Source organism: Bradyrhizobium sp. ISRA464 (assembly GCF_029910095.1).
GTDB lineage: Bacteria > Pseudomonadota > Alphaproteobacteria > Rhizobiales > Xanthobacteraceae > Bradyrhizobium.
This window is the reverse complement of the sequence record NZ_CP094526.1, coordinates 2,996,392-3,022,445: the sequence shown is the minus strand read 5'-3', so window position 1 is coordinate 3,022,445 and position 26,054 is coordinate 2,996,392. Positions and strand designations below refer to the sequence as shown.

30 protein-coding genes and 2 pseudogenes are annotated in these 26,054 nt (G+C 62.3%); 12 read left to right on the top strand and 20 right to left on the bottom strand.

Going from position 1 to position 26,054, the window contains the following annotated elements; genetic code table 11:
- Position 1: 1 nt before the first annotated feature.
- From flgA to MTX19_RS13895, 4 genes are all read left to right on the top strand, one after another.
- Positions 2 to 1,054: a flagellar basal body P-ring formation chaperone FlgA gene (flgA, locus tag MTX19_RS13910; RefSeq protein WP_280984084.1), complete on the top strand. Its 1,053-nt coding sequence runs from the start codon at positions 2 to 4 to the stop codon at positions 1,052 to 1,054.
- A gap of 5 nt (positions 1,055 to 1,059) precedes the next feature.
- Positions 1,060 to 1,812 (top strand): flagellar basal body L-ring protein FlgH, encoded by a 753-nt coding sequence (gene flgH / locus MTX19_RS13905; RefSeq protein WP_280984083.1) that lies wholly within the window; start codon positions 1,060 to 1,062, stop codon positions 1,810 to 1,812.
- Between the two features lie 221 nt (positions 1,813 to 2,033).
- The gene (locus tag MTX19_RS13900; RefSeq protein WP_280984082.1) at positions 2,034 to 2,477 is read left to right on the top strand and encodes a hypothetical protein; all 444 of its coding nucleotides are present in this window, start codon (positions 2,034 to 2,036) and stop codon (positions 2,475 to 2,477) included.
- Positions 2,478 to 2,574: 97 nt separating this feature from the next.
- The gene (locus MTX19_RS13895; protein WP_280976967.1) at positions 2,575 to 2,868 is read left to right on the top strand and encodes an antibiotic biosynthesis monooxygenase; all 294 of its coding nucleotides are present in this window, start codon (positions 2,575 to 2,577) and stop codon (positions 2,866 to 2,868) included.
- Positions 2,869 to 2,997: 129 nt separating this feature from the next.
- Here MTX19_RS13895 and MTX19_RS13890 read toward each other — a convergent pair whose 3' ends face one another.
- The 5 genes from MTX19_RS13890 to MTX19_RS13870 all read right to left on the bottom strand — a co-directional run bounded on the left by MTX19_RS13890 (position 2,998) and on the right by MTX19_RS13870 (position 5,460).
- On the bottom strand, positions 2,998 to 3,420 hold the full coding sequence (locus MTX19_RS13890; RefSeq protein ID WP_280984081.1) for a DUF1801 domain-containing protein: 423 nt from the start codon (positions 3,418 to 3,420) through the stop codon (positions 2,998 to 3,000).
- 121 nt (positions 3,421 to 3,541) lie between these two features.
- Positions 3,542 to 3,778, bottom strand: coding sequence for a hypothetical protein (locus tag MTX19_RS13885; RefSeq protein ID WP_280984080.1), 237 nt, complete (start codon positions 3,776 to 3,778; stop codon positions 3,542 to 3,544).
- A 74-nt stretch (positions 3,779 to 3,852) separates the two neighbouring features.
- Complete coding sequence (locus tag MTX19_RS13880; protein ID WP_280984079.1) at positions 3,853 to 4,284, bottom strand: SRPBCC domain-containing protein; 432 nt, start codon at positions 4,282 to 4,284, stop codon at positions 3,853 to 3,855.
- A complete protein-coding gene (locus tag MTX19_RS13875; RefSeq protein ID WP_280984078.1) occupies positions 4,281 to 4,604 on the bottom strand; it encodes a metalloregulator ArsR/SmtB family transcription factor in 324 nt (107 codons plus the stop codon). Before MTX19_RS13875 ends, MTX19_RS13880 begins: the two co-directional genes overlap by 4 nt.
- A 157-nt stretch (positions 4,605 to 4,761) precedes the next feature.
- The gene (locus tag MTX19_RS13870) at positions 4,762 to 5,460 is read right to left on the bottom strand and encodes a hypothetical protein (RefSeq protein WP_280984077.1); all 699 of its coding nucleotides are present in this window, start codon (positions 5,458 to 5,460) and stop codon (positions 4,762 to 4,764) included.
- Positions 5,461 to 5,647: 187 nt separating this feature from the next.
- Between MTX19_RS13870 and MTX19_RS13865 the strand changes: the two genes are divergently transcribed.
- Positions 5,648 to 6,082: a hypothetical protein gene (locus MTX19_RS13865; RefSeq protein ID WP_348638290.1), complete on the top strand. Its 435-nt coding sequence runs from the start codon at positions 5,648 to 5,650 to the stop codon at positions 6,080 to 6,082.
- Between the two features lie 537 nt (positions 6,083 to 6,619).
- Here the strand turns inward: MTX19_RS13865 and MTX19_RS13860 are convergent.
- Complete coding sequence (locus MTX19_RS13860) at positions 6,620 to 6,859, bottom strand: PilZ domain-containing protein (RefSeq protein WP_280984076.1); 240 nt, start codon at positions 6,857 to 6,859, stop codon at positions 6,620 to 6,622.
- Positions 6,860 to 7,828: 969 nt separating this feature from the next.
- Between MTX19_RS13860 and MTX19_RS13855 the strand changes: the two genes are divergently transcribed.
- Positions 7,829 to 8,251 carry a hypothetical protein gene (locus MTX19_RS13855; protein WP_280984075.1) on the top strand — a complete coding sequence of 141 codons (423 nt, stop codon included), beginning with the start codon at positions 7,829 to 7,831 and terminating at the stop codon, positions 8,249 to 8,251.
- Between the two features lie 135 nt (positions 8,252 to 8,386).
- Here MTX19_RS13855 and MTX19_RS13850 read toward each other — a convergent pair whose 3' ends face one another.
- The 3 genes from MTX19_RS13850 to MTX19_RS13840 form a co-directional block, all read right to left on the bottom strand.
- The gene (locus MTX19_RS13850) at positions 8,387 to 9,490 is read right to left on the bottom strand and encodes an IS630 family transposase (RefSeq protein WP_280984074.1); all 1,104 of its coding nucleotides are present in this window, start codon (positions 9,488 to 9,490) and stop codon (positions 8,387 to 8,389) included.
- 48 nt (positions 9,491 to 9,538) lie between these two features.
- Complete coding sequence (locus tag MTX19_RS13845; protein WP_280984073.1) at positions 9,539 to 10,177, bottom strand: ParB/Srx family N-terminal domain-containing protein; 639 nt, start codon at positions 10,175 to 10,177, stop codon at positions 9,539 to 9,541.
- A gap of 225 nt (positions 10,178 to 10,402) precedes the next feature.
- Entirely contained in the window at positions 10,403 to 10,552 is a 150-nt protein-coding gene (locus MTX19_RS13840; RefSeq protein ID WP_280984072.1) for a hypothetical protein, read from the bottom strand.
- A gap of 145 nt (positions 10,553 to 10,697) precedes the next feature.
- On the opposite strand from MTX19_RS13840, the gene MTX19_RS13835 reads away from it, so the two are divergent.
- Positions 10,698 to 11,051: a nuclear transport factor 2 family protein gene (locus MTX19_RS13835; RefSeq protein WP_280984071.1), complete on the top strand. Its 354-nt coding sequence runs from the start codon at positions 10,698 to 10,700 to the stop codon at positions 11,049 to 11,051.
- Between the two features lie 28 nt (positions 11,052 to 11,079).
- Here MTX19_RS13835 and MTX19_RS13830 read toward each other — a convergent pair whose 3' ends face one another.
- Positions 11,080 to 11,289: a PRC-barrel domain-containing protein gene (locus MTX19_RS13830; RefSeq protein WP_280984070.1), complete on the bottom strand. Its 210-nt coding sequence runs from the start codon at positions 11,287 to 11,289 to the stop codon at positions 11,080 to 11,082.
- A gap of 51 nt (positions 11,290 to 11,340) precedes the next feature.
- On the bottom strand, positions 11,341 to 11,541 hold the full coding sequence (locus MTX19_RS13825; protein ID WP_280984069.1) for a hypothetical protein: 201 nt from the start codon (positions 11,539 to 11,541) through the stop codon (positions 11,341 to 11,343).
- Between the two features lie 421 nt (positions 11,542 to 11,962).
- Here MTX19_RS13825 and MTX19_RS13820 point away from each other — a divergent pair, with 421 nt between their 5' ends.
- Positions 11,963 to 12,139, top strand: a complete 177-nt coding sequence (locus MTX19_RS13820; protein ID WP_280984068.1) for a hypothetical protein — start codon at positions 11,963 to 11,965, stop codon at positions 12,137 to 12,139.
- Positions 12,140 to 12,485: 346 nt separating this feature from the next.
- Here MTX19_RS13820 and MTX19_RS13815 read toward each other — a convergent pair whose 3' ends face one another.
- Positions 12,486 to 12,809 carry a hypothetical protein gene (locus MTX19_RS13815; protein WP_280984067.1) on the bottom strand — a complete coding sequence of 108 codons (324 nt, stop codon included), beginning with the start codon at positions 12,807 to 12,809 and terminating at the stop codon, positions 12,486 to 12,488.
- A 282-nt stretch (positions 12,810 to 13,091) separates the two neighbouring features.
- Between MTX19_RS13815 and MTX19_RS13810 the strand changes: the two genes are divergently transcribed.
- Positions 13,092 to 13,304 carry a hypothetical protein gene (locus MTX19_RS13810; RefSeq protein ID WP_280984066.1) on the top strand — a complete coding sequence of 71 codons (213 nt, stop codon included), beginning with the start codon at positions 13,092 to 13,094 and terminating at the stop codon, positions 13,302 to 13,304.
- A 583-nt stretch (positions 13,305 to 13,887) separates the two neighbouring features.
- Here MTX19_RS13810 and MTX19_RS13805 read toward each other — a convergent pair.
- The 3 genes and pseudogenes from MTX19_RS13805 to MTX19_RS13795 form a co-directional block, all read right to left on the bottom strand.
- Complete coding sequence (locus MTX19_RS13805; RefSeq protein ID WP_280984065.1) at positions 13,888 to 14,073, bottom strand: hypothetical protein; 186 nt, start codon at positions 14,071 to 14,073, stop codon at positions 13,888 to 13,890.
- Positions 14,074 to 14,401: 328 nt separating this feature from the next.
- Positions 14,402 to 14,803, bottom strand: a pseudogene (locus MTX19_RS13800) (tyrosine-type recombinase/integrase); the annotation flags it as partial.
- Between the two features lie 321 nt (positions 14,804 to 15,124).
- Entirely contained in the window at positions 15,125 to 15,784 is a 660-nt protein-coding gene (locus tag MTX19_RS13795) for an Arm DNA-binding domain-containing protein (RefSeq protein WP_280984063.1), read from the bottom strand.
- A gap of 776 nt (positions 15,785 to 16,560) precedes the next feature.
- Between MTX19_RS13795 and MTX19_RS13790 the strand changes: the two genes are divergently transcribed.
- Entirely contained in the window at positions 16,561 to 17,292 is a 732-nt protein-coding gene (locus MTX19_RS13790) for a carbonic anhydrase (RefSeq protein WP_280984062.1), read from the top strand.
- Positions 17,293 to 17,307: 15 nt separating this feature from the next.
- Here the strand turns inward: MTX19_RS13790 and MTX19_RS13785 are convergent, their stop codons facing one another.
- The 3 genes and pseudogenes from MTX19_RS13785 to MTX19_RS13775 form a co-directional block, all read right to left on the bottom strand.
- Positions 17,308 to 18,093, bottom strand: coding sequence for a fumarylacetoacetate hydrolase family protein (locus MTX19_RS13785; protein WP_280984061.1), 786 nt, complete (start codon positions 18,091 to 18,093; stop codon positions 17,308 to 17,310).
- Between the two features lie 87 nt (positions 18,094 to 18,180).
- Positions 18,181 to 19,209 (bottom strand): aldehyde reductase, encoded by a 1,029-nt coding sequence (locus MTX19_RS13780; RefSeq protein ID WP_280984060.1) that lies wholly within the window; start codon positions 19,207 to 19,209, stop codon positions 18,181 to 18,183.
- A gap of 193 nt (positions 19,210 to 19,402) precedes the next feature.
- A pseudogene (locus MTX19_RS13775) lies at positions 19,403 to 20,094 on the bottom strand (phytanoyl-CoA dioxygenase); the annotation flags it as partial.
- A gap of 8 nt (positions 20,095 to 20,102) precedes the next feature.
- On the opposite strand from MTX19_RS13775, the gene MTX19_RS13770 reads away from it, so the two are divergent.
- Positions 20,103 to 20,300 (top strand): hypothetical protein, encoded by a 198-nt coding sequence (locus tag MTX19_RS13770; protein ID WP_280984059.1) that lies wholly within the window; start codon positions 20,103 to 20,105, stop codon positions 20,298 to 20,300.
- A gap of 297 nt (positions 20,301 to 20,597) precedes the next feature.
- Here MTX19_RS13770 and MTX19_RS13765 read toward each other — a convergent pair whose 3' ends face one another.
- Positions 20,598 to 21,278: a redoxin domain-containing protein gene (locus MTX19_RS13765; protein ID WP_280984058.1), complete on the bottom strand. Its 681-nt coding sequence runs from the start codon at positions 21,276 to 21,278 to the stop codon at positions 20,598 to 20,600.
- Positions 21,279 to 21,298: 20 nt separating this feature from the next.
- On the bottom strand, positions 21,299 to 24,628 hold the full coding sequence (locus MTX19_RS13760; protein WP_280984057.1) for an adenylate/guanylate cyclase domain-containing protein: 3,330 nt from the start codon (positions 24,626 to 24,628) through the stop codon (positions 21,299 to 21,301).
- 1,243 nt (positions 24,629 to 25,871) lie between these two features.
- On the opposite strand from MTX19_RS13760, the gene MTX19_RS13755 reads away from it, so the two are divergent.
- Complete coding sequence (locus MTX19_RS13755; RefSeq protein ID WP_280984056.1) at positions 25,872 to 26,054, top strand: hypothetical protein; 183 nt, start codon at positions 25,872 to 25,874, stop codon at positions 26,052 to 26,054.

Below are 26,054 nucleotides of genomic sequence, written 5' to 3'. Positions count from 1 at the left end.
AATGATGTCGATGATCGCCCGTTCGCTCCTCGCCGCCGCGCTGCTCGCAGTCACCGCGACGGCGTCAATCGCGCAAAGCCAAAGCGAGACCATCGCGGTGCCGACGCTGCGCGCCAGCGTCACGGTCGCGGACGACATCGTGCGGGTCGGCGACCTCGTCGACAATGCCGGCAGCGCCGCCTCGATCGCGGTCTATCGCGCGCCCGATCTCGGCACCACCGGCACGCTGCCGGTGGCGCAAGTGCTGACCACGCTGCGCGCGCGCCAGATCATCGGCGTCGACACCCGCGATCTGAAGGAAGTCACCGTCACCCGGCTGGCGCGCACCATCGACAGCAAGGAGATCGAGCAGCAGGTGGCGCGCGCGCTCGAGCGCCGCCACGGCCTCGGCAACGCCGCCGACATCGCCCTGACCTTCGACCGCGATCCCGGCGACATCAGGCTCGAAGCCACCAACACCGGCGCGTTGCAGCCCGTCGCCGTGCGCTACGACCCGCGCAGCACGCGCTTCGACGTCACCTTCGAGATCGGCAACGGCGGTGGCACCGCGCCGGTCAAGCTGCGCTTCACCGGCACCGCAATCGAAACCGTCGAAGCCGTCATCCTGACCCGCAGCGTCGAGCGCGGCGACGTGCTGAAGGCCTCCGATGTGGTGGTCGAACGCCGCCCGAAGGCCGAAGTCGGCAGCGATGCCGCGGTGCGCGACAGCGCGGTCGGCATGCAGGCCCGCCGTCAGATCGGCGCCGGCCGCGCGCTGCGCGTCACCGACCTCGCCAAGCCCGATCTCGTCACCCGCGACCAGAACGTCACGCTGGTCTATCAGAACGGCGGCCTCTACCTCACGATCCGCGGCAAGGCGATGGACAACGGCGCCGAGGGCGACGTCGTCAGCGTGATGAATTTGCAGTCCAAGCGCGTCATCTCCGGCGTCGTCACCGGCCGCGGCGAGGTCTCGATCACGGTTGCGACGCCGCGTCCGGCGCCGGTCGCCGATGCCACCGAGCCAACGTCAGCCCCGATCAAGCTCAGTTCAGTCGCTCCAAACGCCGAGTAAAGTTCATGTCCTGGTATCGTATCAACCGCCTTGTCCTGACCGGCGCCCTGCTCGCACTTGGCACCATCGCCAGCGGTTGTTCGTCGATCGACCGGCTCTCCCAGATCGGCGAGCAGCCGAAGCTGTCGTCGATCGACAATCCGACCACGCAGCCCGGCTACAAGCCGGTGCAGATGCCGATGCCGAAGCCCGAGGTCGCCTCTTACAGCCCGAACTCGCTGTGGCGAAGCGGCTCCAGGGCCTTCTTCAAGGATCAGCGCGCCTCGCGCGTCGGCGACATCCTGACCGTCACCGTGAACTTCACCGACAAGGCCGCGATCGCCAACGAGACGCAGCGCAGCCGCACCAATACGGAAGACTCCGGCGTCACCAACTTCCTGGGCTCGCAGACCATCACGCAGGCGAACAAGATCCTGCCCGGCCGCATCCTCACCGCCGATTCGTCGTCCAACAGCGACGGCAAGGGTTCGGTGAACCGCCAGGAAGCACTGCAGACCAACGTCGCCGCTGTTGTCACCCAGGTGCTGCCGAACGGCAACCTCGTGGTCGAAGGCAAGCAGGAGATCCGCGTCAACTACGAGATCCGCGAGCTGATCGTGGCCGGCATCGTCCGCCCGGAGGACATCCAGAGCGACAACACCATCGACTCCTCGAAGATCGCGCAGGCCCGCATCGCCTATGGCGGCCGCGGCCAGATCACCGACGTGCAACAACCACGCTACGGTCAACAGGTCCTCGACGTGCTGCTGCCGTTCTGACCTCTTTCATGAGCTCCCACATCACGTCGCGAACCTAGGCGCGGCGCGGTGTACCAACGCGGCCTCCGTTAGCTCCCCTGACGGAGGCCGCGGCTTTTCCGCACTCCAACAAGTTGCGTCGCCGCCTTCTCGGTTCATTAACCTTCGCCACAGAGCGCAGTAGCCGTTCGCTCGATTGCAACGTAGCTAGACGACCACGCAGGGGTTGCAGTTCGACAGCCATGATCAGAGACGGTCAATATGCGGCGTGGTTCCGGACGCCGCGCGGCGAAGGCACCGGGATAGTCTATCTCACAAACGGCAAGATCTCCGGCGGCGACAGCATGTTCGCTTACGGCGGATCCTATGAGGTCGACAACGACCGCTTCACGGCGACGTTGACGACCCGCCGCTATGCCGACGGCCCGACCACCGTTTTCGGTTGCGACGAGGTCGAGGCGCAGCTGGTCGGCACGATCCGCGGCAACCGGGCGGTCTGCTCGGGCACGGCCAAGCAGGCGCCCGGCGTGCGCTTCGAGGCGACGCTATTCCTGCAGCAGCAGGAGCCGCCGCCCGCGCCCGGCCCGAAGAAATCCACGCCGGTGCGGACTGATGTGACTAGGCTGCCGAAGCTCCCATCCGACCGCCGCACGGCAAATCCGTTCGCAAGCAAGCGTTTCGGCTGATCCCCGCCCCGATGCCGATGGCGTCTCCGTCCGGGCAGGCGTACGATCGCGCATGCGCGAAGCGCAGCCCGATCGATGCAGCCGGAAGGAGGATTCCATGTATGCCGCCATCCGTCAGGCCAAGGCGAAGGCCGGTACCGCCGAAGAACTCGCGCGCCGGATCAAGGAGGGCGCGATCCCGATCATCAGCGACGTCGAAGGCTTCATGGCCTATTACGTGGTCTATGCCGGCGACGACACGGTCACCGCGATCAGCGTCTTCAACAACCACGCCGGCGCCGAGGAGGCCAACCGTCGCGCGCTGGCCTGGATCGACGACAATCTCGGTCCGTTGCTGGTCGGGCAAGCCTCCGCGGTCGCGGGTCCGGTGATCGTGCATACGATGGCGTGACCGCCGGCAACGCAAGCGAGGGCGCGTGCGGGTTGCGCGCATGCTTTTGCGCGGCCGCGACCGGGCAAACTTCACCCTGGCAAAAACCTTCCTGCCGCGCGCCGATGACGTCGATCTCAGCCGGAAGCCTCACCCCTTCTTCCGCGCCGGCGCGCGAGCGCCCGCAGCGGCCTTCTTTGCCGGCTTCTTCGACTTCGCCTGATTGAACGCGATCGCGGCGCGGATCAGGTTCTTCAACGCGCGGTCGTTGATCTTGTCGCCCTCGAGGAAATCGATCGCGCGCCGCGCATTGCCTTCCAGCCCGGCGTTGAAGAGCTTGTCGGGATCGGGAAGGCTCGCGCCGTACATGAAGGTCAGCTTCACCTTGCCCTTGTGGGCATTGGCGACCGCGATGATCCCGTCGCGATACCACACCGGGCTTCCCATCCACTTCCATTCCTCTGTGATCTCAGGGTCGGCCGCGAGGATGGCCTTGCGCATGCTGGCAAACGTCTTGCCGCGCCAATCCGTGAGCTCCGCGATCATCCGGTCGATGCGTTCCGATGGGGTCATTCATGCCTCGTGGTGTGGTCCCGCGTCATGCAACCATAACCGTGATACCGGGGTCGAGGCAAAAGTCGAGAGCGGCGACATGTCTCGTGTGATCTTCGCCGCCGCCCTCGATATCGCGCCGCTATTCGGTTCGCACCGCTCCGCTCACGGCATATCCGCTGCGCCACTTCGCGGCATAGGGCAGCGCGAACATGTACAGGCCGGTGAGCAAGAGGAAGACGAGCGGGAACAGCGCCAGCAATCCGATCCAGAGCGCTTGCACCTGTTGGATCATGGCGACGATGTTGACGATGACGGCCAAGGTAAAGGCGATCGACAGCCAGCGGTGAAGCTGCCGAATCCAGTTATTCCAGTTCAATGAGACCTCCTCCTGAGACGAACTGATGCGGATCGGTGAGCAGCCACGCGGCGGCTCACTCTGTGCGGCGAACGTCAGTCTCCCCGGGCCAGGAGATCATCGAGCTTGCCAAGGAACTGCTTCCATCCGGCGTGAGCGCCGCCAAAGGCCTGCTTATGATGCGGCTGGAAGCCAGCCTGCTCCACGCGCAGGTGAGTGCCGCTGGCCGTCGGCGTCAGCGTAAAGGTCACCACGCTCTCCAGATTGTAAGCCGGGTCTTCATGCGCGAAATTCCAGGTGTAGGCCAACGTCCGGTTCGGCTCGACGGCCAGCACCTTGCAGTCCAGCACGCCGCCCCACTCGCCGCGCAGATTGAAGCTGTGTCCGACGACAGGCTTGAAGTCGTTCTTCATGAGCCATTCCTCGATCAGATGCGGTTGCGTCAGCGCGCGCCAGAGCTTCTCCGGCGGATGAGGAAATTCACGCTCGACAATCGCGGAGCGCGTTTCAGTGGCTTGCATGGTCATTGGTCCATCCTTTTGAGGAGATCTTCGAGGTGGTCGAACCGGTTCTGCCAGAAGCCGGCCATCTGGCTGGTCCAGTCGATCAGCGGAGCCAGGGCACCAAGCTGCGCGCTGTAGTGCGTCTGGCGGCCCTCGTGGCGGTCCCGCACCAGCCCGGCCTGCTTCAGCACGCCGAGATGCTTCGAGACGGCCGGCTGCGAGATGCCGGCATGCAGGGTCAGAGCTCCGACCGTCTGCTCTCCGTTGCGGCACAGCCGCTCGAAAATGGCCCGCCGCGTTGGATCGGCGAGCGTTCTGAACAGCACGTCGTGAGCTTCAGACATTAATCAATAACCCGCTGGCTATGGATTTACGTATAACTGTCCAGCTATGGATGAGTCAACCCGAAATATGGGCGCTGCGGGCAAATGCCGCCTCGCGGCGGCATCGTCCGGGAGCAGGCCGCCGCAAGCAATAACCCAGAGGTTATGGTGGAGACGGTTATCCGCCGCGCCCGGCGCGAAATCCATTTTGCCACGCGCTCCGTGGATGAATGGATTCCGGACCCGACGCTACGCGTCGCCCCGGAATGACGCGTGGCACCAGCCGCCCGCGCGCATCCGGATTGAGGAAACAGATATAGCGCATCTGGTAGCCGTCGAGCGGTTCGCCCTGGCCCGACCATGAGCCCCCGGTTTTCGCAAAATGCTTTGCGCGGTTCTTCCCGGTGACTTGCGTCATCTTGTGCGTCACCGATCCGTCCGGCAGCCGTAATAGGCTCTTGTTCGCCTTGATCCCGGTGAGGACGAAGCCGGCGGCGCGATAGATCGTACCATCCCCGCACTGGCATCCATCGGCGAACGAGATCACCCACTCGATGTGCGGATAATGCTTCCGAATCACCCGCAGCGCGATCGAGAGCGCGCGGCTTTCGGAATTGCGCGGCAGCGCCTCCGAGAACGCCAGCCGGTTCAATTCGAGAAAGCCATTCCATGCGGTATCGCGCGCAAGCCCGAGGATGTTGCTCTTGTCCATCGACGGGCCGAACGTCATCGCGCCTTCAAGCCGCCCGCCAATGAAGACGCCGAGCGCGAGGAAGGCGTTGTTGACGGTCTTATGGCTGTAATGCAGCCGAATGATCAGCGCGTCGGCGTCTTTCTTCGAGATCGGCGCGACGCGGATTTCTTTAGCCTGTCCCATGGTTAGTCACTGAGTTTCGGAAGCGCATGATCCGAGGCTCCGGTTCGGGAGTCGCGGCGGTACATCAACCCACAACGGCCCGTCGCGGAGGCGGCAATGCTCAGAATTCACTTCCGCTTTTGGGGCATGGCGGATATTGCCGGACTTGCTGCTGGCTCGACCCGGACATCGGGTCAGCACTCGTTCCGTGTTTGACCTCGAAGCTGAACTTCGCAAGCAGCCTATTTTTGGAACGAATTCGATTGCAGAAGCTTTGCCCGCTGTCACCTTGGCCCGTGGCATCTACGGTGATGAGAACGCCAGTTGCGCTCCCGCCAAAACAAGCAGGGAGTGGCGCATGTTCAAGCGGCGACTCCGTTTTTCTCCGCAGCCTCTGAAACGCTATTATTTCGACTATTTCGACATACGAGATGGTGATGCCATCGCTTCTGATGAAGAGGGAGTGGAATTTCCCGACATAAAGGCAGCGCAAGATGAAGCCGCCCAGGCGCTCGCTGACGTAGCAAGGGATGTCACTCGGGGGTTCGGCGAGGACAGTCCGAACTACCGAATGTCAATCGAGGTCCGCGACGGCGACGGCCCGGTACTGCGGGCTAAGCTTGTTCTCGATTTCGTCCGCTAGCGGAATTAAGGCCACCTCAGGCTGCCCCCTTTCATCTTGTTCAGGCAAACGGCGGTACTGTCTCGCTTGCACCACTTGCAAAAACAAAAAGTGACGATGTCGGCTCTTGGGCCCGAAGCGATGTCTCCGCCTCATTTGCGTTTATGTCCACAATGCTGAACGGCACGCCTCGATCCGTTGCCGCCGCCGTAAAACGGCCGACATCGATGCTTGGATCGCGCCGGATCAGTGTGAACCCGGGTCCCAGCACGTCGTAGAGAGATTGTCCATCACCCAGCCACCAGATCCGGCGCGCGGCATCCAGGAACCGTGGATCGGCTGAAGTCGTAGATAGTGTAGGCAGGCGCCGCCTTGCCGTTCTCGCACGACCCCAGACTTAGCAATCACTTCACTTGTGCAGGATGTGGCAGCGGTGCGTCATCGGCGTGATCATAAATCTACGCCAGCATCGACCGCACCGATGATGCCGAGAACACGGCCGTCGCACTCCTGCCGCAAGCTGTGGGGCAAGGCCGCATCGGCCCCTTGAAATGATGGCTAATCAAATGCAACGCCGATCCGGCGTGCCTTCCGCCAAACGACGTGACAACGGTGGTTACTATGCTCGGCTTCAATAACAAGATCAAATGAACCGGGGATGCCGATTTGGCTTTCGACTTCAAGATTCGCACCGCCGACTGACATGTTACGGACCAAACAGTCGATACCAGAGCCGCCGAACAAGATTGTTCCCGCCTTCATGCCAATCTGGCGCTGGGTATCTCGCTTGCCGTTCATCACAACCGCGCTGTGCCAAGCATTCAAAATCTGATTAGGTCAGTCGCCTTGGATTAAAAAAGCACGTCCGCATTGGGCTTGATGTCCCTCCAGCTTCAGGCCAACGTTCTCGATAAGCTCTCCGGTCGAAGCTGGTTTGGTCTCTCTATATCACGCCGAGCACCTTGGTCCAGTATTGGCCTCGTTGGTAAGATCGCGGTCCGGCTCGACCTGACTAGCTTGGTTCGGCATCGCTAGGGCGTTTCGGATGGCTTGTCATCCGTAATTCGCTGCCACGCCTTTGAGTACTCAGCAACCCACTTAACCGCATCATGCTCCGTAATAAAACCCTTGATTACTTCCGTTTCGCCATCGGCCCATAGAATATTGATCTCCCAGCCAGTTCCCGGGATTTTTCCGAGCCAAGAAAGTTGGTCGCTGCTCGTCAGTGGGAACGATTAATGATGAGCGCTCCTCCAATTCCCGCAGCCGTTCGATTTGCGCTCTGAGACTCTCCGGTTGTTCCGGCTCAGGCTTCAGCGACGCGCGCAGTTCCTTGCCAATCACTCCAATAATTGCTCGGCTGTGTTTGTGGTCTATGTCAATGCGGTGGGGCATAGCGAAGTGTCCTTCGGCACCGAAAAAAGCGCCCGCCCCTCCCGCTGGCTTTCCGCCTGCGAGCACAGCTGCCCATTCAATGGAACTGGAGACCGCCGCTTTTGGCTATCTGCGCGAGCGCTTGCATTTGAGAACGCCGGGTCCAGTTGTAGGACCTTTGGCTATCCGCGACATGCGCCGTGTAGTTGACGGCGAGCGACGGCCTTATGCGTCCAAGTTGCGCCGAGGCATTTCGTTCCCGATCTCTTTACGCGCGGTGTTGCAGCCGAACTTCCGATTATACGATCGTGCAGCGTTATACACGGGAGCGAATTTCATATTGGCTTTGCAGGCCCGCCGCCCTAGAGTTGCGGCGATCGCAGGACGGGCGAAATGCAGTATGTTTGCGACGCGCCGAAGGGTAAGACCTGGTTCCGTATCGAGACGGAAGGTGAAGCGGTGCATGAGTCGCGCCTGATGAGCCACACAGTCGAGAAATATTTCCGCCGCGAGCGGGAGAAGGCGGTCCAGTCCTGGCGTCCGGAGCGGCCCAACGCGATCGAGCGCGACATCGGCCTCGAGGCCCATGTACAGCGAGAGATGCCGCTTTTCCTCACGTTGCGCGACAGGGAGGGCAATGCACTGACTACAGCGATGCTGCCACCGGGTGGCAAGGATCGCGGCGGGTTCCAGATCATCATCGTTGCCGCATCCAATGCCGATCCTTATCCTCAGCAGGACGCGGCCATCGCTGCGCTGGGAGCGCATTTCGGTCTCACACTCAATCGCAACCGCTGCTTCCCCTACGGCCGCTAAGGAGCCTGACAAGTATCGCTGCTTGATTGGAGCGATGTCGGCTCATGGCCCATCGCATCACTTCGCTGCGCTGCGGTGTTTGGTCGGTATCGGGGCATGGCGGACATCGCGTAAGCCGCACCAATCAAACTCGATTTATGAGACGCGCTCTAGTGTTCTGTCCCGGGAAATTCGTCGACAAAGTCGCGCGAGTTTCTGGAGGATGGAATCCGCGGTAGCGGTCCAAACGAAGGGACGTGAATTTGCATTGTGGGTGCGGATAAAGCGGTCGATTTTTGTGATGAGGTCGGCGGTGGAATCGAACGATCCTCGCCGAATGGCGCGTTGGGTGATGAGCGCGAAGAAGCGTTCGACCTGGTTGAGCCAGGAGGCGTAGGTTGGCGTGAAGTGAATGTGCCAACGCGGCCGGCGGGCGAGCCAGGTCCTGACCTTGGGATGCTTGTGGGTGGCGTAGTTGTCAACGACTAGATGGATGTCCAGTTGGTCCGGCACGTTAGCTTCGATGTGACGCAGGAAGGCGAGGAACTCCGGGTGGCGATGGCGGGGTTTGCATTGAGCGATGATTTCGCCGTCGAGCACGTTGAGGGCGGCGAACAAGGTGGTCGTGCCATGACGCTGGTAGTCGTGGGTGACACCTTCGATGTAGCCGAACCCCATAGGAAGCATGGGCTGGGTTCGTTCGAGGGCCTGAATTTGGCTCTTCTCGTCGACGCAAAGCACCACAGCCTTATCAGGCGGATTGAGATAGAGCCCGACGACGTCACGCAACTTCTCGACAAAGAAGGGATCGGTCGAGAGTTTAAAACTGCGGGTACGGTGAGGCTGCAGACCGAAGAGTTGGAACAGGCGATGAACCGTGCTTTTGGCAATTCCCGTCTCTTGGGCGATGGCGCGCACGCTCCAATGGGTTGCGGCTTTGGGCTTGCGAGCGAGTGTCTTGGTGATCAGCTCTGCCACAGCCTCATCCGCAACCGTGCGAGGCCTGCCGGTACGCATCTCGTCGTAGAGACCCTCGATGCGATTTGCGATGAAGCGATTGCGCCATTTGCCGATCGTATGGGGGCCGATACCAAGCCGCGTCGCCACGAGGGCGTTGCTCGGCTCACGTTCGCAGGCAAGCACGATCTTTGCTCGCAGCGTCAGCGCCGCAGGGAGCGAGCGCGACCGTGTTATGGCCGTGAGCTGTGTGCGTTCATCGCCGGAAATCGTCAGCATCGCCTTCGGGCGTCCGGTGCGCATCGGGTATCTCCTTCGATCGGGACACCCGAAACCCATGCAATTATTATGCTACGAACTAACGGGACAGAACACTAGATATTCGGCGCAGATCGCGGCGAGCGCATTGCCTTGCGGCGATCGGTTGGGATTGTCCGGGGCGCGCGGCTTGGTCGCCCTGGCTATCGCGCGCTCGACGATCCCGAATTGCTCCCCGTACAGGATGAACGTCATGTCGCGGAAAGGCGACCGATCGCCGTCCGGCAATTCGGGCATCTGCTCCAATTCGCCGACCCCGACCGATAGCCTCGATAGCTCGTCCTCGGTAATGCCGGTCAGCGCGATCTCGAAACCGCCCTCCACGAGGTCGGCCAATTCGAGCCGCAGCATCTCGTCAACCCAATCGCTGGCATCGGTCAGCCGATTATCAGCAATGACATAGGCGCGCTTTTGCTGATCGGTCCAACCGCGCGCCACAATGACCGGGACCTCGGTAAATCCCAACTGCTTCCCGGCGGCCAATCGGCCGTGACCGGCCAGCACCATGCCGTCGTCGGCCGCGAGGATCGGCATCGTCCAGCCCCATTGCCGGATTGACGCCGCGATCTGCTCGATTTGCTCGGGCGAATGCCGGCGCGAATTGCGCGCATAGGGCCGCAACCGCCCGATCGGCCACATCTCCACGCCGCTCGATCGCGTCAAAGCATCCATTTCCACCGCCGGATTGGTCGATTTGTGAGCCAAAAGCGCGGGTTTCTGGCCCGGTTTTGCGCCATTTCAGGCCAAAACAAAGCCCGGAAACGGCTTCGGGAAATACGCAAAAGGCGGGCGGTCCCGCGTACCCGGGGCCGGCGGAGGAACCTACAGTACCTTTCAAATGCCCACTCGCGGCCGCGCGCATTCTCGATGGCTGCCGGGCCTTCGCATGATCCGGAACTACTCGTCGGACCGCTGTAGCTCCGCTTCCAGTTCTGCAACGATGTCGCGCAAGAGACGGATGGCGAGCGGGTCAGTGGCCTCGCGCTCCATCATGCGGTAGCGCATCACCATCTCTTGCAGTTCTTGCTTTTGCTTGTTGTCAGCCATTCGCGCTCCTTGCGTGAGGCTGACGCGGTACAAGATTGATGGTTGCGGGAACTTGAAAAATATTCGGCACAATCAGGGCCGGTTCATAGTCCATTCAGGCCAGAGTCCCTAGCCATCTCGGCGGGAAGGAACGAGGAGGTGGACTATGTCGAATGCTCGGGACGGCTTCGATACTATCGCTATTGTTGTCGATTGGATCGACGCCTGTAAGCAGTGTCGCTTGGATGATTTGTTAGACCTCTATGATGAGACGGCTACGGTCGAGTGCTGCGAGGGCGGGAGCTTTCAAGGCCGAACCGCGATGAAATGGTACTGGAGTCAAAGGCTCGCGGCATCCGGAGCCGATGCTTTCGAGATCGACGCATTGATGCCCGAAGAAGACGGTGTTTCGCTCGACTATCGGGGATATGACGGCAAGCGCGTGCGGACGTATTTCCAGTTTACGGATGCTGGAAAAATCCGGCTCACGGCCTGCGCGCCGATCAAAGAGGCCGCTTAGCGCGCCGGCTATCGCTGGCCTGCGAGGTCTAGCTCTCCACAAGCTTGATGGTTGAGACCGGCCATCTTCCATCATGGCCTTTGATCGAAATCCGAAGCCCGTGCAATTCATCCAGCCAAACGTTCTCCACCATGCCGGCCTTTCCGTCGGTAAGGACGACGGTTTTGCCGATCAATTCGGATTGCGCCTCTGCGTATTCTTGCAAAATTTTTGACGCCCGGCGCTTCGCCGATGGCATTGCTCGTCCCTGTTCGGCCGGAGCCGTCCGTGCTGTCTGTCCCAGGGCGGCTCAACGGCGAGACTTGTCCCAGCGCTCAGCCGCTGGACTGATTGAGGGTGACTGCTCTTCCAATTCGCGGAGCCGATCGATTTGCATTTTGAGCCTCGGCGAGAGTTCCGGTTCTGGTTTCAGCGACGCGCGTAGTCCCTTGCCAATCACTCGAACAATGGTCCGGCTGTGGACGTAGTCGATGTCGATGCGGTTGCGCATAACACAGCCTCCGGTATGAACAACGCCACCGGCAGGCCGACAGTACGCTTCCCCCGCGACTGATCGGGGCGCGGCTAGCGATTTTGAATAAGACCGGAGACCGCCGCTTTTGGCTATCTTGCGCGCGCGCTTGTTTTGACAACAGCGGGTCTTTGGTAGCGACCTTTGGCTATCCGCGACATGCGCCGGGTTGTTCACCAGCGAGCGGCGGTCTCATGGCTTCTAAAGTCCTGGCAAGGCTCTTCGTTCCCAATTCTGATCGCGATCGGAATGAGGAACCTATTGAGCGCAAAGCATTGATCATGCAAAAGCCGGGCAGCGATCCCTGCCGGGCGATCGCCCATAGGAACTCACTCGCGCTCGGGAACCAATTCTGAAAGTGTCCGGTTAATTCGTGGGGCCGATGGGAGGGACCATCGCCATGAGGATCGAATATCTTGCTGCAATTGCGATCGCTGCCTTCACCGCTGGTGCTGCACTGGTGGTGCATCCCGTCGGCGCGCTAACGCTCGAAAAGCAGTCCACGCCGGCCGTCACGCAAGTTGCGGACCGATTAGCTGCGTCCGTGGATACGTTTTTGCATCGGCCCGGTGGCTAACAGCCGTCGCAACTCAAACGGGGTGCGCCTAGGCGCCGCCTGCCACCCGTATTCCCCCGGGAGAGACGTTCTACGCGCACAGCAGCATAATCGCGGCGTTCATCAAATTCATATTTCCGATCGCCCGGCCTTCCTCAACTTGCGGCCGGGCTTTTGCTTTGGCCCGCAACTTCGACGGCGCGCCACGGCCTACAGCGCCCGATCAGTCGCCGCGTCATTGCGCGTCATCGGAGCACTGAGCAGATCGTCCGCCAAACCGCACGCAATCACGGAACTTTCACGGCTCGACGTAGCTGCGGAAGCCGCCGCTGAACAGAAATCAGCGGCGGCCATTCTCGCTAGGGACTCACTTTAGCTTATACGTGCCAGTCTGATGATTGCAGTCCTGAAACGTTCCGGCTTTGACGACCGGAAACGGGCCCAATGGTTGGACTGTGCCGGTTGCGACCATACCCTCATATTTCCCGGTGCCGGTGATATTTTCTCGGATGATCTTTCCATCGCTCCCGAGCGAAAAATATGACAGGCGCTTGTCGCCGTCTGCATCGATACCCTCGCATACGGTGGACCTTGTGTTCTTCCCGTCAAGAGAGGCATTCATCCCAACGCAGTGGAAAGTATTCTTGTCAAACAACCCACCTGGAGAGGTGCTTCGGATAATACCCGTCATTTCGTAACTCGCCGCGGTGTGTGTCTTGGAGAAGGTGATCACGTTGTTAACGCCGGACCAGCAGGCGGTGTAGTCGTAGCTGCCTTTGGTAGCTCACCTGCAAATGCGGACGGCGCAGAAGTGATGATCAGTAAGGCCAATACATACCTTCGCATGGCATTCCCTCCTAAAAACTCTTTCAAAAATATTTGCCCCTCTTAAGCGGAGCGTTGAAGTAGTAACACAACGATCAGAGGTTAATGAGGGTGTTGGTTGCTGCCATGCGTCGCTGCCCGATCTTCCTTGTCCGCGCCGCGCATCACGATCTTTGAGCGCATCATCGGGCAGGGGCCGCTCAAGCCCAACGAAGAAAAGGCCTGGCGGCGTAACCCGCCCGCCAAGCCTTTGTTCTTTGCGACTGCCGGGCTCCAGTCGTCCGGTTCCGCCGCAGCCCGCGCGAGTGCTTTCAATCAAAAAGGCTTTTGCCCAGAGCGCCAGTGTCAATTCGGGCTCTAAGGAAGCTAATCAGGGCTAGCGCCGTGGGGGTACGCCTGTCGCAGATGCATCTGTAAGCGTGGCCCATGGGCCGCATGGGCGGCTGCGTGTCACGTCACGCAGAGCCAATTTCCTGGTAAATCTATGCGGCAAACCGGAGGCTGATCCTCTCATTCGACATAAGTAAGAGCTGGAAATTGGCGCTACTTAACGTTGAACAGCTTTTGCCGCGACAAGTGTTTGCGCGGCAACGGCATCGATGATCCATTCGTATCCGTGAGGACACAACGTTGAGCCGACGCGCAGTTGGAAGATCCGAGACTCACGAATTGCAGGAGCTGGTGCAATTACTGGCGGGCCTATGCGAAGCCGCGCGACGACTTCCCGAGGGATCAGAGCGACAGAATGCATTAAGGGAGATCGACGGATTTCAGAGGCAGCTGGCGGCGTTAATTGCGCGCCCTCTAGGCTGAGGTTCCTGTCGGAGCGGAGATCCGCAGCATAGATCAAGCAGCGGATGTTTCTGAACGCGCAAGTAACTGGCGCGAGAGCGTGTCTCGCGTGGTGCCCCGGAGAAAAGGGGGGCGTTTTTAGACCGTCTTGTTCAAAGCTCGATATCTCGCGAGTCGCTCCTCCCGCTCTGCACCAACTGGTCGAGCCGGTGCAGATGCGCCAGCCCAGCCTTTTGAAGAGCAATAGGGTCTTGCTCGCCGGACTCGCAGAGATTGGTGATGTACCGATGCAGCGCCATAAGCCGAACATCATCGTTATCGACGTCTGCGTGGGCCATCAAATACGTGCTCCAAGCGGAAGCGCACGCAACGTCTGCTACGCGAGAAGCCATGAGGGGCCTCCGTTTTTGAAGACAAACAGTAAGCTGCGTTTTCGTTCCGAAGGAGCTGTCAGCCTGACCGTCGATGCTCGCTCTGTCGTTGGTTGGCCAAATCGGAAAACCCGGCCGGGCCGATAAACCTGGCTCAATAAGACAGCCACCCATGCATTCACACAAGGGCCCAGCCCATCTCCCAGCGCGCCCGGCAAGCGCACCAGTGGCCAAATGGCGCGCTTCAGCGTGTTTCGACAGAAAAGCCCGACCCATCTCTGGGTCGGGCTGGTGGTCAGGCGACGAGACGCAGTTCGGTTTCGGCAGGCTCGGCGATGATCCGCCGTAGTTCGGCTGCGACGCCGTCCAGCACAGCGCGCTTCTGCTGCATGCGCTTGGAGTGATTGTAGACCTTGCCGGTGACGCTTGGCACGATCTGCTCTGACTTCTTGCTCGCGGCGTGATCGAGGCATTTCGCAATCCACGCATCATCAAAGCCGAGGTCGCCGGCCAAGGTCGCCGCCGTCCGGCGCAGGTCGTGCGGCGTGAATGGCTTGAGGCCGAGCAGCGCGCAGATGCCGGGCGTCTTCACCCTGCCCTTGACCTTGGTGCCGCGCAGCGCAGTTGCCATGGCTCTGCGGTTCATTTGCTGATCGCCAAGTGGGCTCGCAAAGACGTATTGCTGCTTGTCGCTGGTGAGCCTCCTTGATGATCTCGACCGCCAGGTCGGGCAGCGGCTGCTGGATCACCCGCCGCTTCTTCACCCGCTTCAAGGGCACGTCAAAGCGCGGATTGTCGCCGTCGAGATCGAACAGTTCGTCGCGGCTGGCGCCGAGCAGTTCGCAGGATCGCAGCATGGTAACCAACTCGAACTTGAGCGCGAGGCGGGTCCGACGATCCCACGGCAGGTCGTCGCGATCGAGGCCGTGCCAGAAAATCCTGATCTCGTCGGGCGAGAGAACCCGGGTGCGCGGATGTTCCGGGTCGAGCTTCGGCAGGTTGACGCAGGGGCTGGCGGTCACGTAGTCGCGGCCGGCTTCCGCCGCCCAGTTTTGAACAGGCCCGAGGCCGCGCGCCGCATGTGGCGGGCGTTGGCGACCGACGTCTTGCCGCCGTGCCGGCCGGCGACGATGTCGTTCGAGAGCGTCGCGATGTCGTGCTTGGTGACCTCGCCCGCGAGCTTCTTGCCGAGCCGGGGGCTGAGAAATCGCCGCAGGTGGCTGGCGACGTTCTCCCACGTCTCGATCCGGGGCCGCATTTCCCCGTCGGGCTTGCGGACCGGCGTCTGCATCCACGCGATCCGCTCCTCGATGATCTCATCGACGGTCTTGCCGCGCTTCGCCTGCCGCGCTTTCCGGTCGCGGAAGGTCTCGACCAGCGCATCGCCGCCCATGCCCATGAGCCCGTAGACCTTGGTGCGGGCATCCTCGACGGTGAAGGTCTCGGGATTATAAAGGCCCAGCCATCCGGTGCGCTGCTTGCCGGTCTGCCTGTCGGTGAACTTGAATGAAAACGTCGCCACGCCCGCCGTGGTGATGCTGACGTAGAGGCCCGGGCATTTGCGGTCGTAGAATTTGACCCGCTTGGCGACCCGCTTCTCGCAGAGGCGATCGGTCAGGATGACACTGCCGTTGCGGGCGCGCTTGCCGGAGGGGTCGGTGGTTGTGATAGTCGTCATTACGGTTTCAGGCTCCCAAAGGGTTTGGACCATGCGCTCGGCCTTGGGCCTCTCAGTCTCCGTGGAAGGGTTGAAAGAGGCTTTGGGCCGGGCCCTAGATTTGGCGAAACCCGCCGAAGCAGCCCGAAACAGGCTAGGCAAAAGCTACTTGTTTTAAAGGCTTTTCTTGGTTTCGGCGTGTTTCACCGAATGCCAAATTATAGACGTGCAGGCCTGACGCCCTAGTGGCAGGTGTCTCATCAGTAAGAGCTAGAGCTCTCACTGATGACGGTGACAACAAAGCCGAGTCTCGCCGGGGAGAGCACGTATAAGCCGTAACCCATCGCGCAGGGAAAGCCGGGATTGCTCCGGTTTCACCTGTGGTCCTACCTCCCGAGCTTTCTATTTGCTCGGGTCGGCACCCGGCTTTCCCTGCGCCTTCTGATCAAGAGAGGGCGAAACGAAGTGCAAAGCTCGGACGCAACGCGCCGCGAGAACGCGAAACTATATCTCCACGACTGTTATCGCCCGCGAAAGCGGGCGATCCAGTATTCCAGAGGCAGCAGTGATTGAGCCGGGAGGCCGCAGCGTACTGGATACGCCGCATGCGCGGGGTATGACGGCGGAGCGATGGATTGCTTCCACCTTCGCCGAGGCTTCGGCGGACAAGTCGTCGCTGACACTCCTCGCAATGACGGCCGTGAGACCGTGCAAACGAAGCGCGGATTGCCTCGCTTCGCCGGCAATGACATAAACCGTCAGCGATGTCGCCTTCGCCGTCACCATGGAGAACCTTCATGTGCCAGCTCTGCGATTCCCCTGCTCTCACGTCGACCTCGCGGCGCCGCTTCATCGCTGCAGCCGGCGGCATCGCCGCCAGCCTTGCCTTCGCGTCGCCCGTGTTCGCCAAGGAGACAAAGCCGCCGCCGAAGCCGCAAAACGTGGTGTCGCCGGACGCGGCGCTCGACCGGCTGATGAAGGGCAACGCCCGCTATGTCGAGGGCGTGTCGCGCCGCCACGATTTCAAGCATGAGCGCGAGGCGCTGGCCGGCGGTCAAAACCCCTTTGCCGGCATCCTGAGTTGCGCCGACTCGCGCATCGCGCCGGAATACGCCTTCGACAGCGGCCGCGGCGACCTGTTCGTCTGCCGCGTCGCCGGCAATTTTGCCAGCGACGAGGAGGTCGCGAGCCTGGAATACGCGGTGTCTGCGCTCAACGTGCCGCTGTTCATGGTGCTCGGCCACGACAGTTGCGGCGCGGTGGACGCCACCATCAAATCGCTGAAGGACAACACCACCCTGCCCGGCCATCTGCCCGCGCTGGTCAAGGCAATCGCGCCGGCAGTGAAGGCAAGCGAAGGCAAGCCCGGCGACCTCCTGGCGAACGCGATCCGGCAGAACGTGATCGACAACATCACCAAGCTCAAGTCGGCGACGCCGATCCTCAGCGCCGCGGTCGATCAGGGCAACCTCAAGGTCGTCGGCGGCATCTACCGGCTCCGCGACGGCAAGGTCGAATTGATCGTATGAACAGGCTCGACCGCTTTACGTGAACGTGGCCTCGACTGTGCCGAGCCCATCGAGCTCCATCACGACGGCGTCGCCGGCTTTCAGCCAGACCGTCTTGACCAGGCTGCCGGTCAGCACGATCTGGCCTGCGTGCAGGCCCTTGCCTTCGGCGGCGAGATGATTGGCGAGCCAGGCCAGCGCATTGTGGGGATGGCCGAACACATCGGCACCGGTGCCGCGTCCCTCCTCCTTGCCGTTAACGATCGCGCGTCCCGTGACGCGCAGCAGATCGAGCCCGGCGAGGCGCGGCACCGCCTCCCCGAGCACGCAGCCGGCGGCGAAGAAGTCGTCGGCGATCAGCGTCGGCGCGCCCAGCGTCTCCCACTTCACGTAGCGGTCGTCGACGATCTCGATCGCGGGATAATAGGCCTCGATCGCCTCCGCGACCCATTCGGCGGTGAACGGCGCCTCGCTCGCCGCGAGATTGCGTGCCAATCTCACCGCGATCTCGCACTCGACGCCGACATGGACATAATCGGTCACCGGCAATCGCACGCCGCTGTCATGCACGGCCTTCTCGAACACGCCGCCGCCGCAGGGATGCGGGATGTCGAGATATTCCTGCATCACCGCGCTGGTGCAGCCGATCTTGTAGCCGACGAGGCTGCCGGCCTGCGCACGCAGCAGATCGTGCACCGCCCGTTGCACGCGATAGCCTTCGGCTTCGTCGCGCGGCACGACGTCTTTCGGCAATGCCTTCAGCGGCGCGCGGCTGCGGCGGGCGGTGGCGATCGCTTTTGCGGCCGCGAGGATCCTGTCCATCGGCGCAGCCTCCCTGATGTTCTGTCTGCTTGTGGCAATTCAGCACTCGGTGAAGGGTATGGCAAGCGTGCCCGGCGGCGCGCACGGTCACGTCCTGACCAGGCCGAGCCTGATCAGGCTTTCGGCGGTCGCGACGATCATCTCCTCGTTGCCGCGCGGGCGCCAGCCGAGCAGGTTTTGCGCCTTGGCACCGGTCGCCTGCCTGACCTTGCCGAGCAGCGGCAAGGCCGCGCGAGCCAGCGGATTGCGCCGCGCCGCAAGCCGCATCAGCCAGTCCGGCGCCTGGAACCGCGGCACCCGCCGCGCCCGGCTGCCGAGCTTTTCGCGCAGCAGGCGGGCGATCTGCAGCACCGACATGGTCTCGCCGGCCACCGCGAGGAAGCGCTCGCCGTTGGCCTTGGGCGAGGTCATGGCGCGCAGATGCAGGTCGGCGACGTCGCGCACGTCGACCAGGCTGAAATGGATCCGCGGCACCGCCGGCATCGCGCCGTCGAGCAGCGCCTTGACGATGCCGATCGAGCCGGAGAAGTCGGGACCGAGCACCGGCCCGAACACGGCGGTCGGATTGACGACGGCAAGCTCGAGGCCGCCGGCTTCGCGGGCGATGAAATCCCAGGCCGCGCGCTCGGCCAGCGTCTTGGATTTCGGATAGGCCTGCACGTCGTCGCCGTCGAGATTGGTCCAGACCGTCTCGTCGAACGGCGCCGACCGCGGCGGATGGCCGTAGCCGATCGCGGCAAACGACGACGTCACGACGACGCGCTTGACGCCGGCGTCGCGCGCCGCGCGCAACACGCGCAGGGTTCCGTCGCGCGCCGGGATGATCAGCTCGTTTTCGTCGTCGGGCACATGGGTCAGCAGCGGCGAGGCCACATGCATCACGTAATCGCAACCCGCCGCAGCCTCCTGCCAGCCGTCGTCGCGCAGCAGATCGGCAGTGACGAAGCCGACCTTGTCGGGCGCGGACGCGCCGCCCGCGCGCAGCATCGCGAGCACATCCTTGTTGCGATCCGGATTACGCACCGTGGTTCGCACCACGTGCCCGGCGGCAAGAAGCTGCAGGATCACATACGCGCCGATGAACCCCGATCCGCCCGTGACCAAAACCGTGCTCATAGTGTCGCCCTTCCCCAATGGTTCGGCGGCGGCGCAGTACGCGCCGTCGGCGATGTTGGCATCGACATCTCCACATCGTCATGACGGGGCGTGTCTCCACGAGTCATATCGAGGAGAGAGCCCCCCACCCCCGCAAGCGGGAGAGGCGGACCTTGTTTGCGGACGGACCGCTTCAATCAAACGCGATCGTGCTTCAGCCCATCCCCAGCGCCCGCCGGATCGCGATCTCGACCGGCGAATAGGCGCCCTCGCCGCGCACGAGCCGGTACTGCTCGCCCGCGCCCAGCGACGGCTGGCCCATGAAGCGCGGCCTCCTGCCCCGATGCTTCTGCGCGGCATGCACAAGGCAAGGATGGCACAGATAGACCGTGCCCGCTGCGCCCGTCGCCAGCGCGATCTCGCAATCGGCGCCGATCTTGTCGAGCCTCATGCGCGCACGTCCAGCTGCGCCCGCCGGCGCCAGATAACGGGCCCTCGGGAGATGCGAGCCGACCCTGATCCGCGTCGGCGCGTCGTCTTCGCCAACATCGGAAAACAGGAACAGCATCAACAGCGCCCGGCCGCGCGAGACGACGTTGACCCGCCAGGCGGAGAAGTCGTGCTGCTCGTTCGGATCGCAATCGTCGCCGGGAAAGCTGACCTCGACGTGCCGGCCGGCGTCGCCGGGATCGTCCGGATGCGGGAAGCGCACCGGAAAAGTTCCGTGTTGTCGCGCGGACTCCAGCGGCCGGGACCGGCGATCTGGTCGAAGGCCCGACGCAGCAGCGGCGTGTTGATCGCCTGCCGGAACGGCTCGCCGCCATATCCGGGCAGCCGGATCACCGGCTGCGTCCAGGTCGAGGGATCATTCTCACTGCAGGGCAGGTCGCGCCACATGATGGCCTGAGGTCAAGATGAAGGACGGCCAGGTCCAAGACATCCCGACGTGGGTGCCGATCGCTCTTACGCTGCTGACTCTGCCGAATGCCTTGGGCACCGCACGGATGGCCGCGGCCGCGATGATCCAAGCTGACCGGCTGCATCCCGAGCTCGGAGAATTCCCCTATCAGAAGCTGCGGCAAATGCCGGCAGACGTCGAGGTCGAGGAATAGCCCCGGCTGATTACTTGGCATTTCAGGCTCGATAATTTCGAGACCACCAGTTTGGGAGTTTGAATCACAGGAGTCCGGCTAAACTCAACGCCCTGGCCCGGCGCAATTGGGGCAAAGCGGACTTCAATCAGCCGACCGTCCGCGCTGGATCGGTCGAAAATGACCCCCTGACATCCAGACGTGCGAAGCGTAACCACGTCTCCTGCTTTGGCCGGACAGCAAACCATTCTTATCGGTGACAGGCTCCTTTGTCCTCAGCCAAGGGGCAGGTTTGCACGCCAAACCACGCTACGATGCTTAGCCTGCAACCTGCGCGGCGGCCGACATCAGTTCCTGCGGGCTCGGCGCCGCGAACATGCGGTGGCCGCCTTCGGGGACCTCCGTAAAGCTCCAGCGCACAATCCCCTCGCGGTCGACCAGGAACTGCCCAAAGAGCTGGCCCTGGCCAGTTGCGAGCATGCGCTGATCGGCCTCTGTTATCTCGTAGCCGTCCTTGTTATTGAGGTACCCTACTGCCGCCAGCCGATTCATCGGCTCGGACAATTCGCCGGGAATTTCGACCTGCATGCTCGTCACCACGTTCATGCCTACCTTGTGCGGCCATTCGGTCTCGCTCTCGGTAAACTCGAGATTGGGCAGGCCGAACGCGCGGTGCGAGATACGGTCGGGGTCGGATGCAGCGAGCAGATTGGGCAACGGATGGTAACGGAAATAGAGTCGCGCGCGCTCGATTGGCGTATTGACCACCGTGAGACTTTCGACGCCCTTCTCGTGCAGGGCGGCGTCAAGCTGCGCCTGCGCCGCGATATGGCGCCGGCAGAACGGGCAATGCAGGCCTCGGAACAAGCCGACTACTATCGGGCTGTGGCCGCGATAGTCATCCAAGGCGATCTTGCCTTCGCGCGTGATCGCGTCCAGCACGATGTTCGGCGCGCGGTCGCCCGGCTGGAGTGGCCCATCGACATGACGTTCGGACATGATGACCTCCTTCATCCCTGTTAATCAAGAAACGGCAGTACGATCAGCCCTTGGGGATCAAGCCCGTGCCGGGCGCAGACATCATGTGCTAAAGCAAAATATCGCTCGGCCTCGGGCATGTCGCCGCGATCAAGGTTCAGGGTCGCAAGGCCATCATAGCACGGAAAGAGCTGTTGCGGCTCGCCGGTTTCCTTCGCCACCGCGATTGCCTCATTGTAGCAGCGGGCTGCCAGCCCCGGCTTGCCATGGCATTGATAGATCTGCCCAAGCACGATCAAGGGCACCGGAAGGTGCTCACGCTGATCCAGCGCACGGTCAAGTTCGATGGCCTTTTCGGCGGCAGGCACGCCTTCGTCGGAACATGTGTCGGTAAAGGTGCAGGAAGCGACCGCGAGATTGGCAAGAAGCCGCGCCTGAAAGCCGAGATCGCCGATACGCTGCGCGACATCGAGCCCGCGCCGGCACACCGCGATGGCCTGCGCCGGGTCGACCATAGTGTAGAGCACGCCGAGATTGTTGTATCCGCGACAGGCTGCGTTGAGCAGCCCGGCGGCTTCCGCGGCGGCGACGCTTCGCTCGACCTCGCGCACCGCGTCCGCGGACCGGCCGAGCCGCGCTAATGCAACTCCCTTGGTGTTGAGAGCCTCCGCAATCGCACGCGCCGCTTCGAGTCCGGCTTGCTTGTTCGCGTCCGGCGGCACGGATCGGGCGTAGTCGAGCGCTTCGTCTGCCCATCTTGCGGCGGTTGCGTGATCGCCTAGGCGGAACGCGAGGTGACCGCGCTCCTGCAATAGGTGCGCCCACTCGATCGGCGCGTCGGTCCCTTCAAGTAGCGCAGCCGCCTCGGCATAATGCGCCTCCGCCCCGCTTCGCTTGCTGGCGTCCCACAGCAAGCGGCCAAGCTTGCGAAGGATGCGCGCCGCGGCGGCGCGATCGCCAGCGGCGCGGTGGGCCTCCAACGCCGTCTGGTAATGTTCCTCGGCCATGCTGCGTCGGCCGGCCGCCGCACACAGGTCGCCAATCCGCTCGTCCAGAACGAGGCGTCCCGGGCCTGGATCGCCAGCCGTCAGCGTTGCTGCGAGCGCCTGCTGATAGAGACGGATCGCGTCATCGTTGGCGTAGATCGCGCGGGCTCTGTCGCCGGCCGCACTCAGGTAATGCACTCCTCTCGGCTTGCTCGCGCTGAGGCTGAAATGGTATCCCAACAGAATGAGATCTTCGAGCCGCTCGGGGGCATCCCCACACAACCGCTCCAGAGCAGCCCCGATCCGTCCATGCATCTCGATGCGTCGCTGCAACAGGAGGTTTTGATAGATCACGTCCTGCAGCAAGGTCTGGGTGAACCGATAGGATCGCAGCGACATCGAGTTCGCACCCGCGGCCTCCTCGACAATCTCTGCGTCGCACAGTAGCTCGAGCCCCGTGTCCACGTTCGCAGGCTCGGTCGCTGTCGCGCTGAGCAGAGCAGCATCGAAGCGCGGGCCGATCACAGCCGCCTCCTGGGCCAATCGGCGCACGTCATGTGGCAGCCGGTCCACCCGCGCCAGCAACAACGCCTGAATGCTTGCCGGAATGTCGGCTGCCGCCAAATTGGACTTGATCCGCCAATGCGTACCGTCACGCTCCAGAGTGCCGGCTTCGATGAGGCCGCGGACAATCTCTTCGATGAAAAGCGGGTTGCCGCTCGCACGTTCGAGAATTCGACTGAACAGATCTCCGGGCGGATCGCTCCAGCCGTGACTAAAGAAGGCGGCGAGCAGTTTCTGTCCGTCGGTGACGCCGAGGGGGGCCAGCCGCAGGATTGTATGGCTGATGCGACTCGCACCGAACTGATCCATTTCATGCATGGGCCGGTGCGTGAACAACAGCATCAGCCGCGTGCGTTCCAGTCGATCCATCAGGAACCGCAGCGCTTCAAGCGACACGGCATCGGCCCAGTGCAGATCCTCGACAATGATCAGAAGCGGCGACAAGGCCAGCCGCCGTTCGAAAACGGTGCGGATCGCGAAAAAGATCTGCCGCCGGAGCTGTGCCGGCTCGACATGCTGCAGGACCGCGTCCGGGTCGCCGAGACCAAGAACATGGAAATAGAGGGGCATCAGCCGCTCGGCCTCTTCGGCCGCAAGGCCAAGGTCCGACAGCGCTGCGGCCAGCTTGGCCTGAGCCTCTGCGGCGGAGGCCTTCTGCGCGATGCCGTAAGCGCTGCGCAGCACCGCGGCGAGCGTGCCGTAGGATTGCTCGCCCAGCGGCGAGCAAATGGCCCGCCGGATCGCCACGTCAGCGAAGCGCTCCTCATCGCGGGCGCGGGTAACGAATTCGTTCGTCAGCCGCGTTTTCCCGATGCCGGCTTCGCCGACCAGCCGCACCAGCTGCGCCGCGCCGCCGCACGCGAGGTCGAGGTTGCCGATCATGCGAGCAAGCTCGGCGTCGCGCCCGATCAGCGGCGCACTGAGGCCCAGCGTGTCGAGGCCGCGTGCCGCACGCGGCGTGTCGAGCGGCCCCTTCAGGCGATGGACCAGGACACCGCCCATCTTGCCCTTGAGCGAGACCTCGCCAAGCGATTCATACAAGAACGCATGCCGGGTAAGATGGTAGGTCAACGGCCCCACAAGCACGTCGCCTGGGGGCGCCATCGACTGAATTCGTTGCGCGGTATTCACCGTGTCGCCGGTCACCGAATAGGATTTGGCAACACCCACACCTAGCCCACCTGCAACCACGTGCCCAGTGTTGATGCCGATATGGAGCAGCAGCGGCGAACCGACGTATGCCTTCGCACGTTCTTCGAGCTGCGCCGTCCGCCTGATCATGTCGAGGGCAGCGCGGACCGCCCGCTCCGGATCGTCTTCGTGCGCGGCTGGCGCACCAAATAGCGCAAGCAGCGCATCGCCGATGAATTTATCCACGAAGCCGCCAAAGCCTTGCACCGCTGCCGTCAACTCCTCGAACAATTCGTTCTGAAGCGTCTGCATGACTTCGGGATCGAGCCGCTCGCTCATCGTGGTGAAGCCGCTGAGGTCGGCAAACAGCACGGTAATGGTGCGGCGGTTTGCCTCGCTATCGATTTTGTGCGGCTGCGGTCGAAATGCTGGTTCGGCGTCGACTGTCGGATGCGGCGCCAGCGGTGGTGAGTATGCCCTGATCGGGAATGCCAACGGACCGGTCCGTGATGACGGCTGCCCGCCGGCTTTAGGGGCCGCAGCGACAAGGACGCCGCATTTTGGGCAATACGCGAAATCCGGCGCGCACAGATAGCCGCAGCCGGGGCACGCGTCCGGCTGCTTCGTGCCGCACTTCGGGCAGAAAGCAAAGCCGCTCTGAACCTCGGAACCGCAACAAGAGCAGTTCATGGGTCAAGACCTCGCGGGAGCCGCGATGGCGCGATCTGATCCTCGACCTTATCGGATGGGTCATGGATCCCTTGGCGAGAATGAGCTCGTAGCGCCAGAAGAGCAAGCGGTGGTTGCTGCCTTTGCCACCGGGCATGGACGACGGGGATCACCGATACGACGGATTTCGTCCTCGCGATCTTCCTGTTGGCAGACGCCGGTCTGCCAAGAGCGCTTTTGGGCGAAGTAGGCTCCGTTTCGCGCGAAGAAGACGCGACAAACAAAAAGATGGAGCCTCGGTTTTGATACCGTCAAAACCGAAAGGCTCCAGTTGTCGTTTTGCGCGCTCGCCGGAGTGCTGGTGCCGCAATTCTGGGTTAGCGCAGCGCAGACTTCCGGCATTGGCCCGTCGCGACATATTGCGCCGCCACACGACCTTGGTCGCCAACGGGGCATAGCGGAAGTCTACCGGTCGCCGTCTGTTGCAGAGGGCGGCACTCGTGACCCGCAGCAGACTCTCGCCGCTCGCCCTTGAAAGTTGTACACTCACTGGTTGAGGCCGTAGCCTACTCTACGCCTGAATGGTCTTGCGGGGAGCAGATGCAGTCGGCTCAAGGCGACGTGAACGAGATCAGGACCTTGCGCTATCAATGTAGAAGCCGTAGTGGAGCCGGGTCCAATGAGCCGTCAGCGAAACTCCGAAATCGCCTCCGCCAAGCTCCGTCACGGTAGAGTCGCAGGTCTGGCGTGCCCGAAGTGCAGTGCCACGTCGCGACAAACACTTGAGATATATTCTCACCGTCAGTGTGCTGCGAAATTTGGTAGAGAGCGAGGCCCGGTTCCACTGCGTAGGTAGCGACGAAAAATTCGTCGGTAGCGAAGCAGCGGGTGACTCTATCGTCCCCTTCGACGTCTCGGCCGTACTGCCGGAGCAGGTTGTCGGTGAGCCTAATAAGCTCCGTGACGGCCTCCCGGTCGAGCGCCGTCCTGCTAGCAGAGCGTCGTCTAACCAGCCTTCTCGATCGCTCGATCACAGTGGACTTGGCGTAGCCCAACAGGGCCGCGACCTGACGCGCGACGTACTTTGTCGCCCGCACTTTAGGCTCCCCGGGAGTGATGACTGGACCCACTACAACGTGGAACTGTTTTTTTGGTTCCGCAACCTTAACGATTGTATACTATTTTTAGTTGCTCGCCTTCGGACGGGACTGCGCTAAAGTTATCCAGTCCTAGCGTGGTAACCTGCTCCTCAAGGGGGCATTCTATGAAGGATATGCAAGCGCACCTAAAGACCCTTCGCGCGAACATCGCTCAATGCGAGCGCCTTCACCGGGAGTCGAAAAGTAGGATCAAGCGCGACATCTTTTGGCGGCTGATGACTCACTACAAGGCGCTTGCAGATGAGCTGGAGCGGGCGATGGCGGGGATGCAGTCGGAGGAAGCGTAG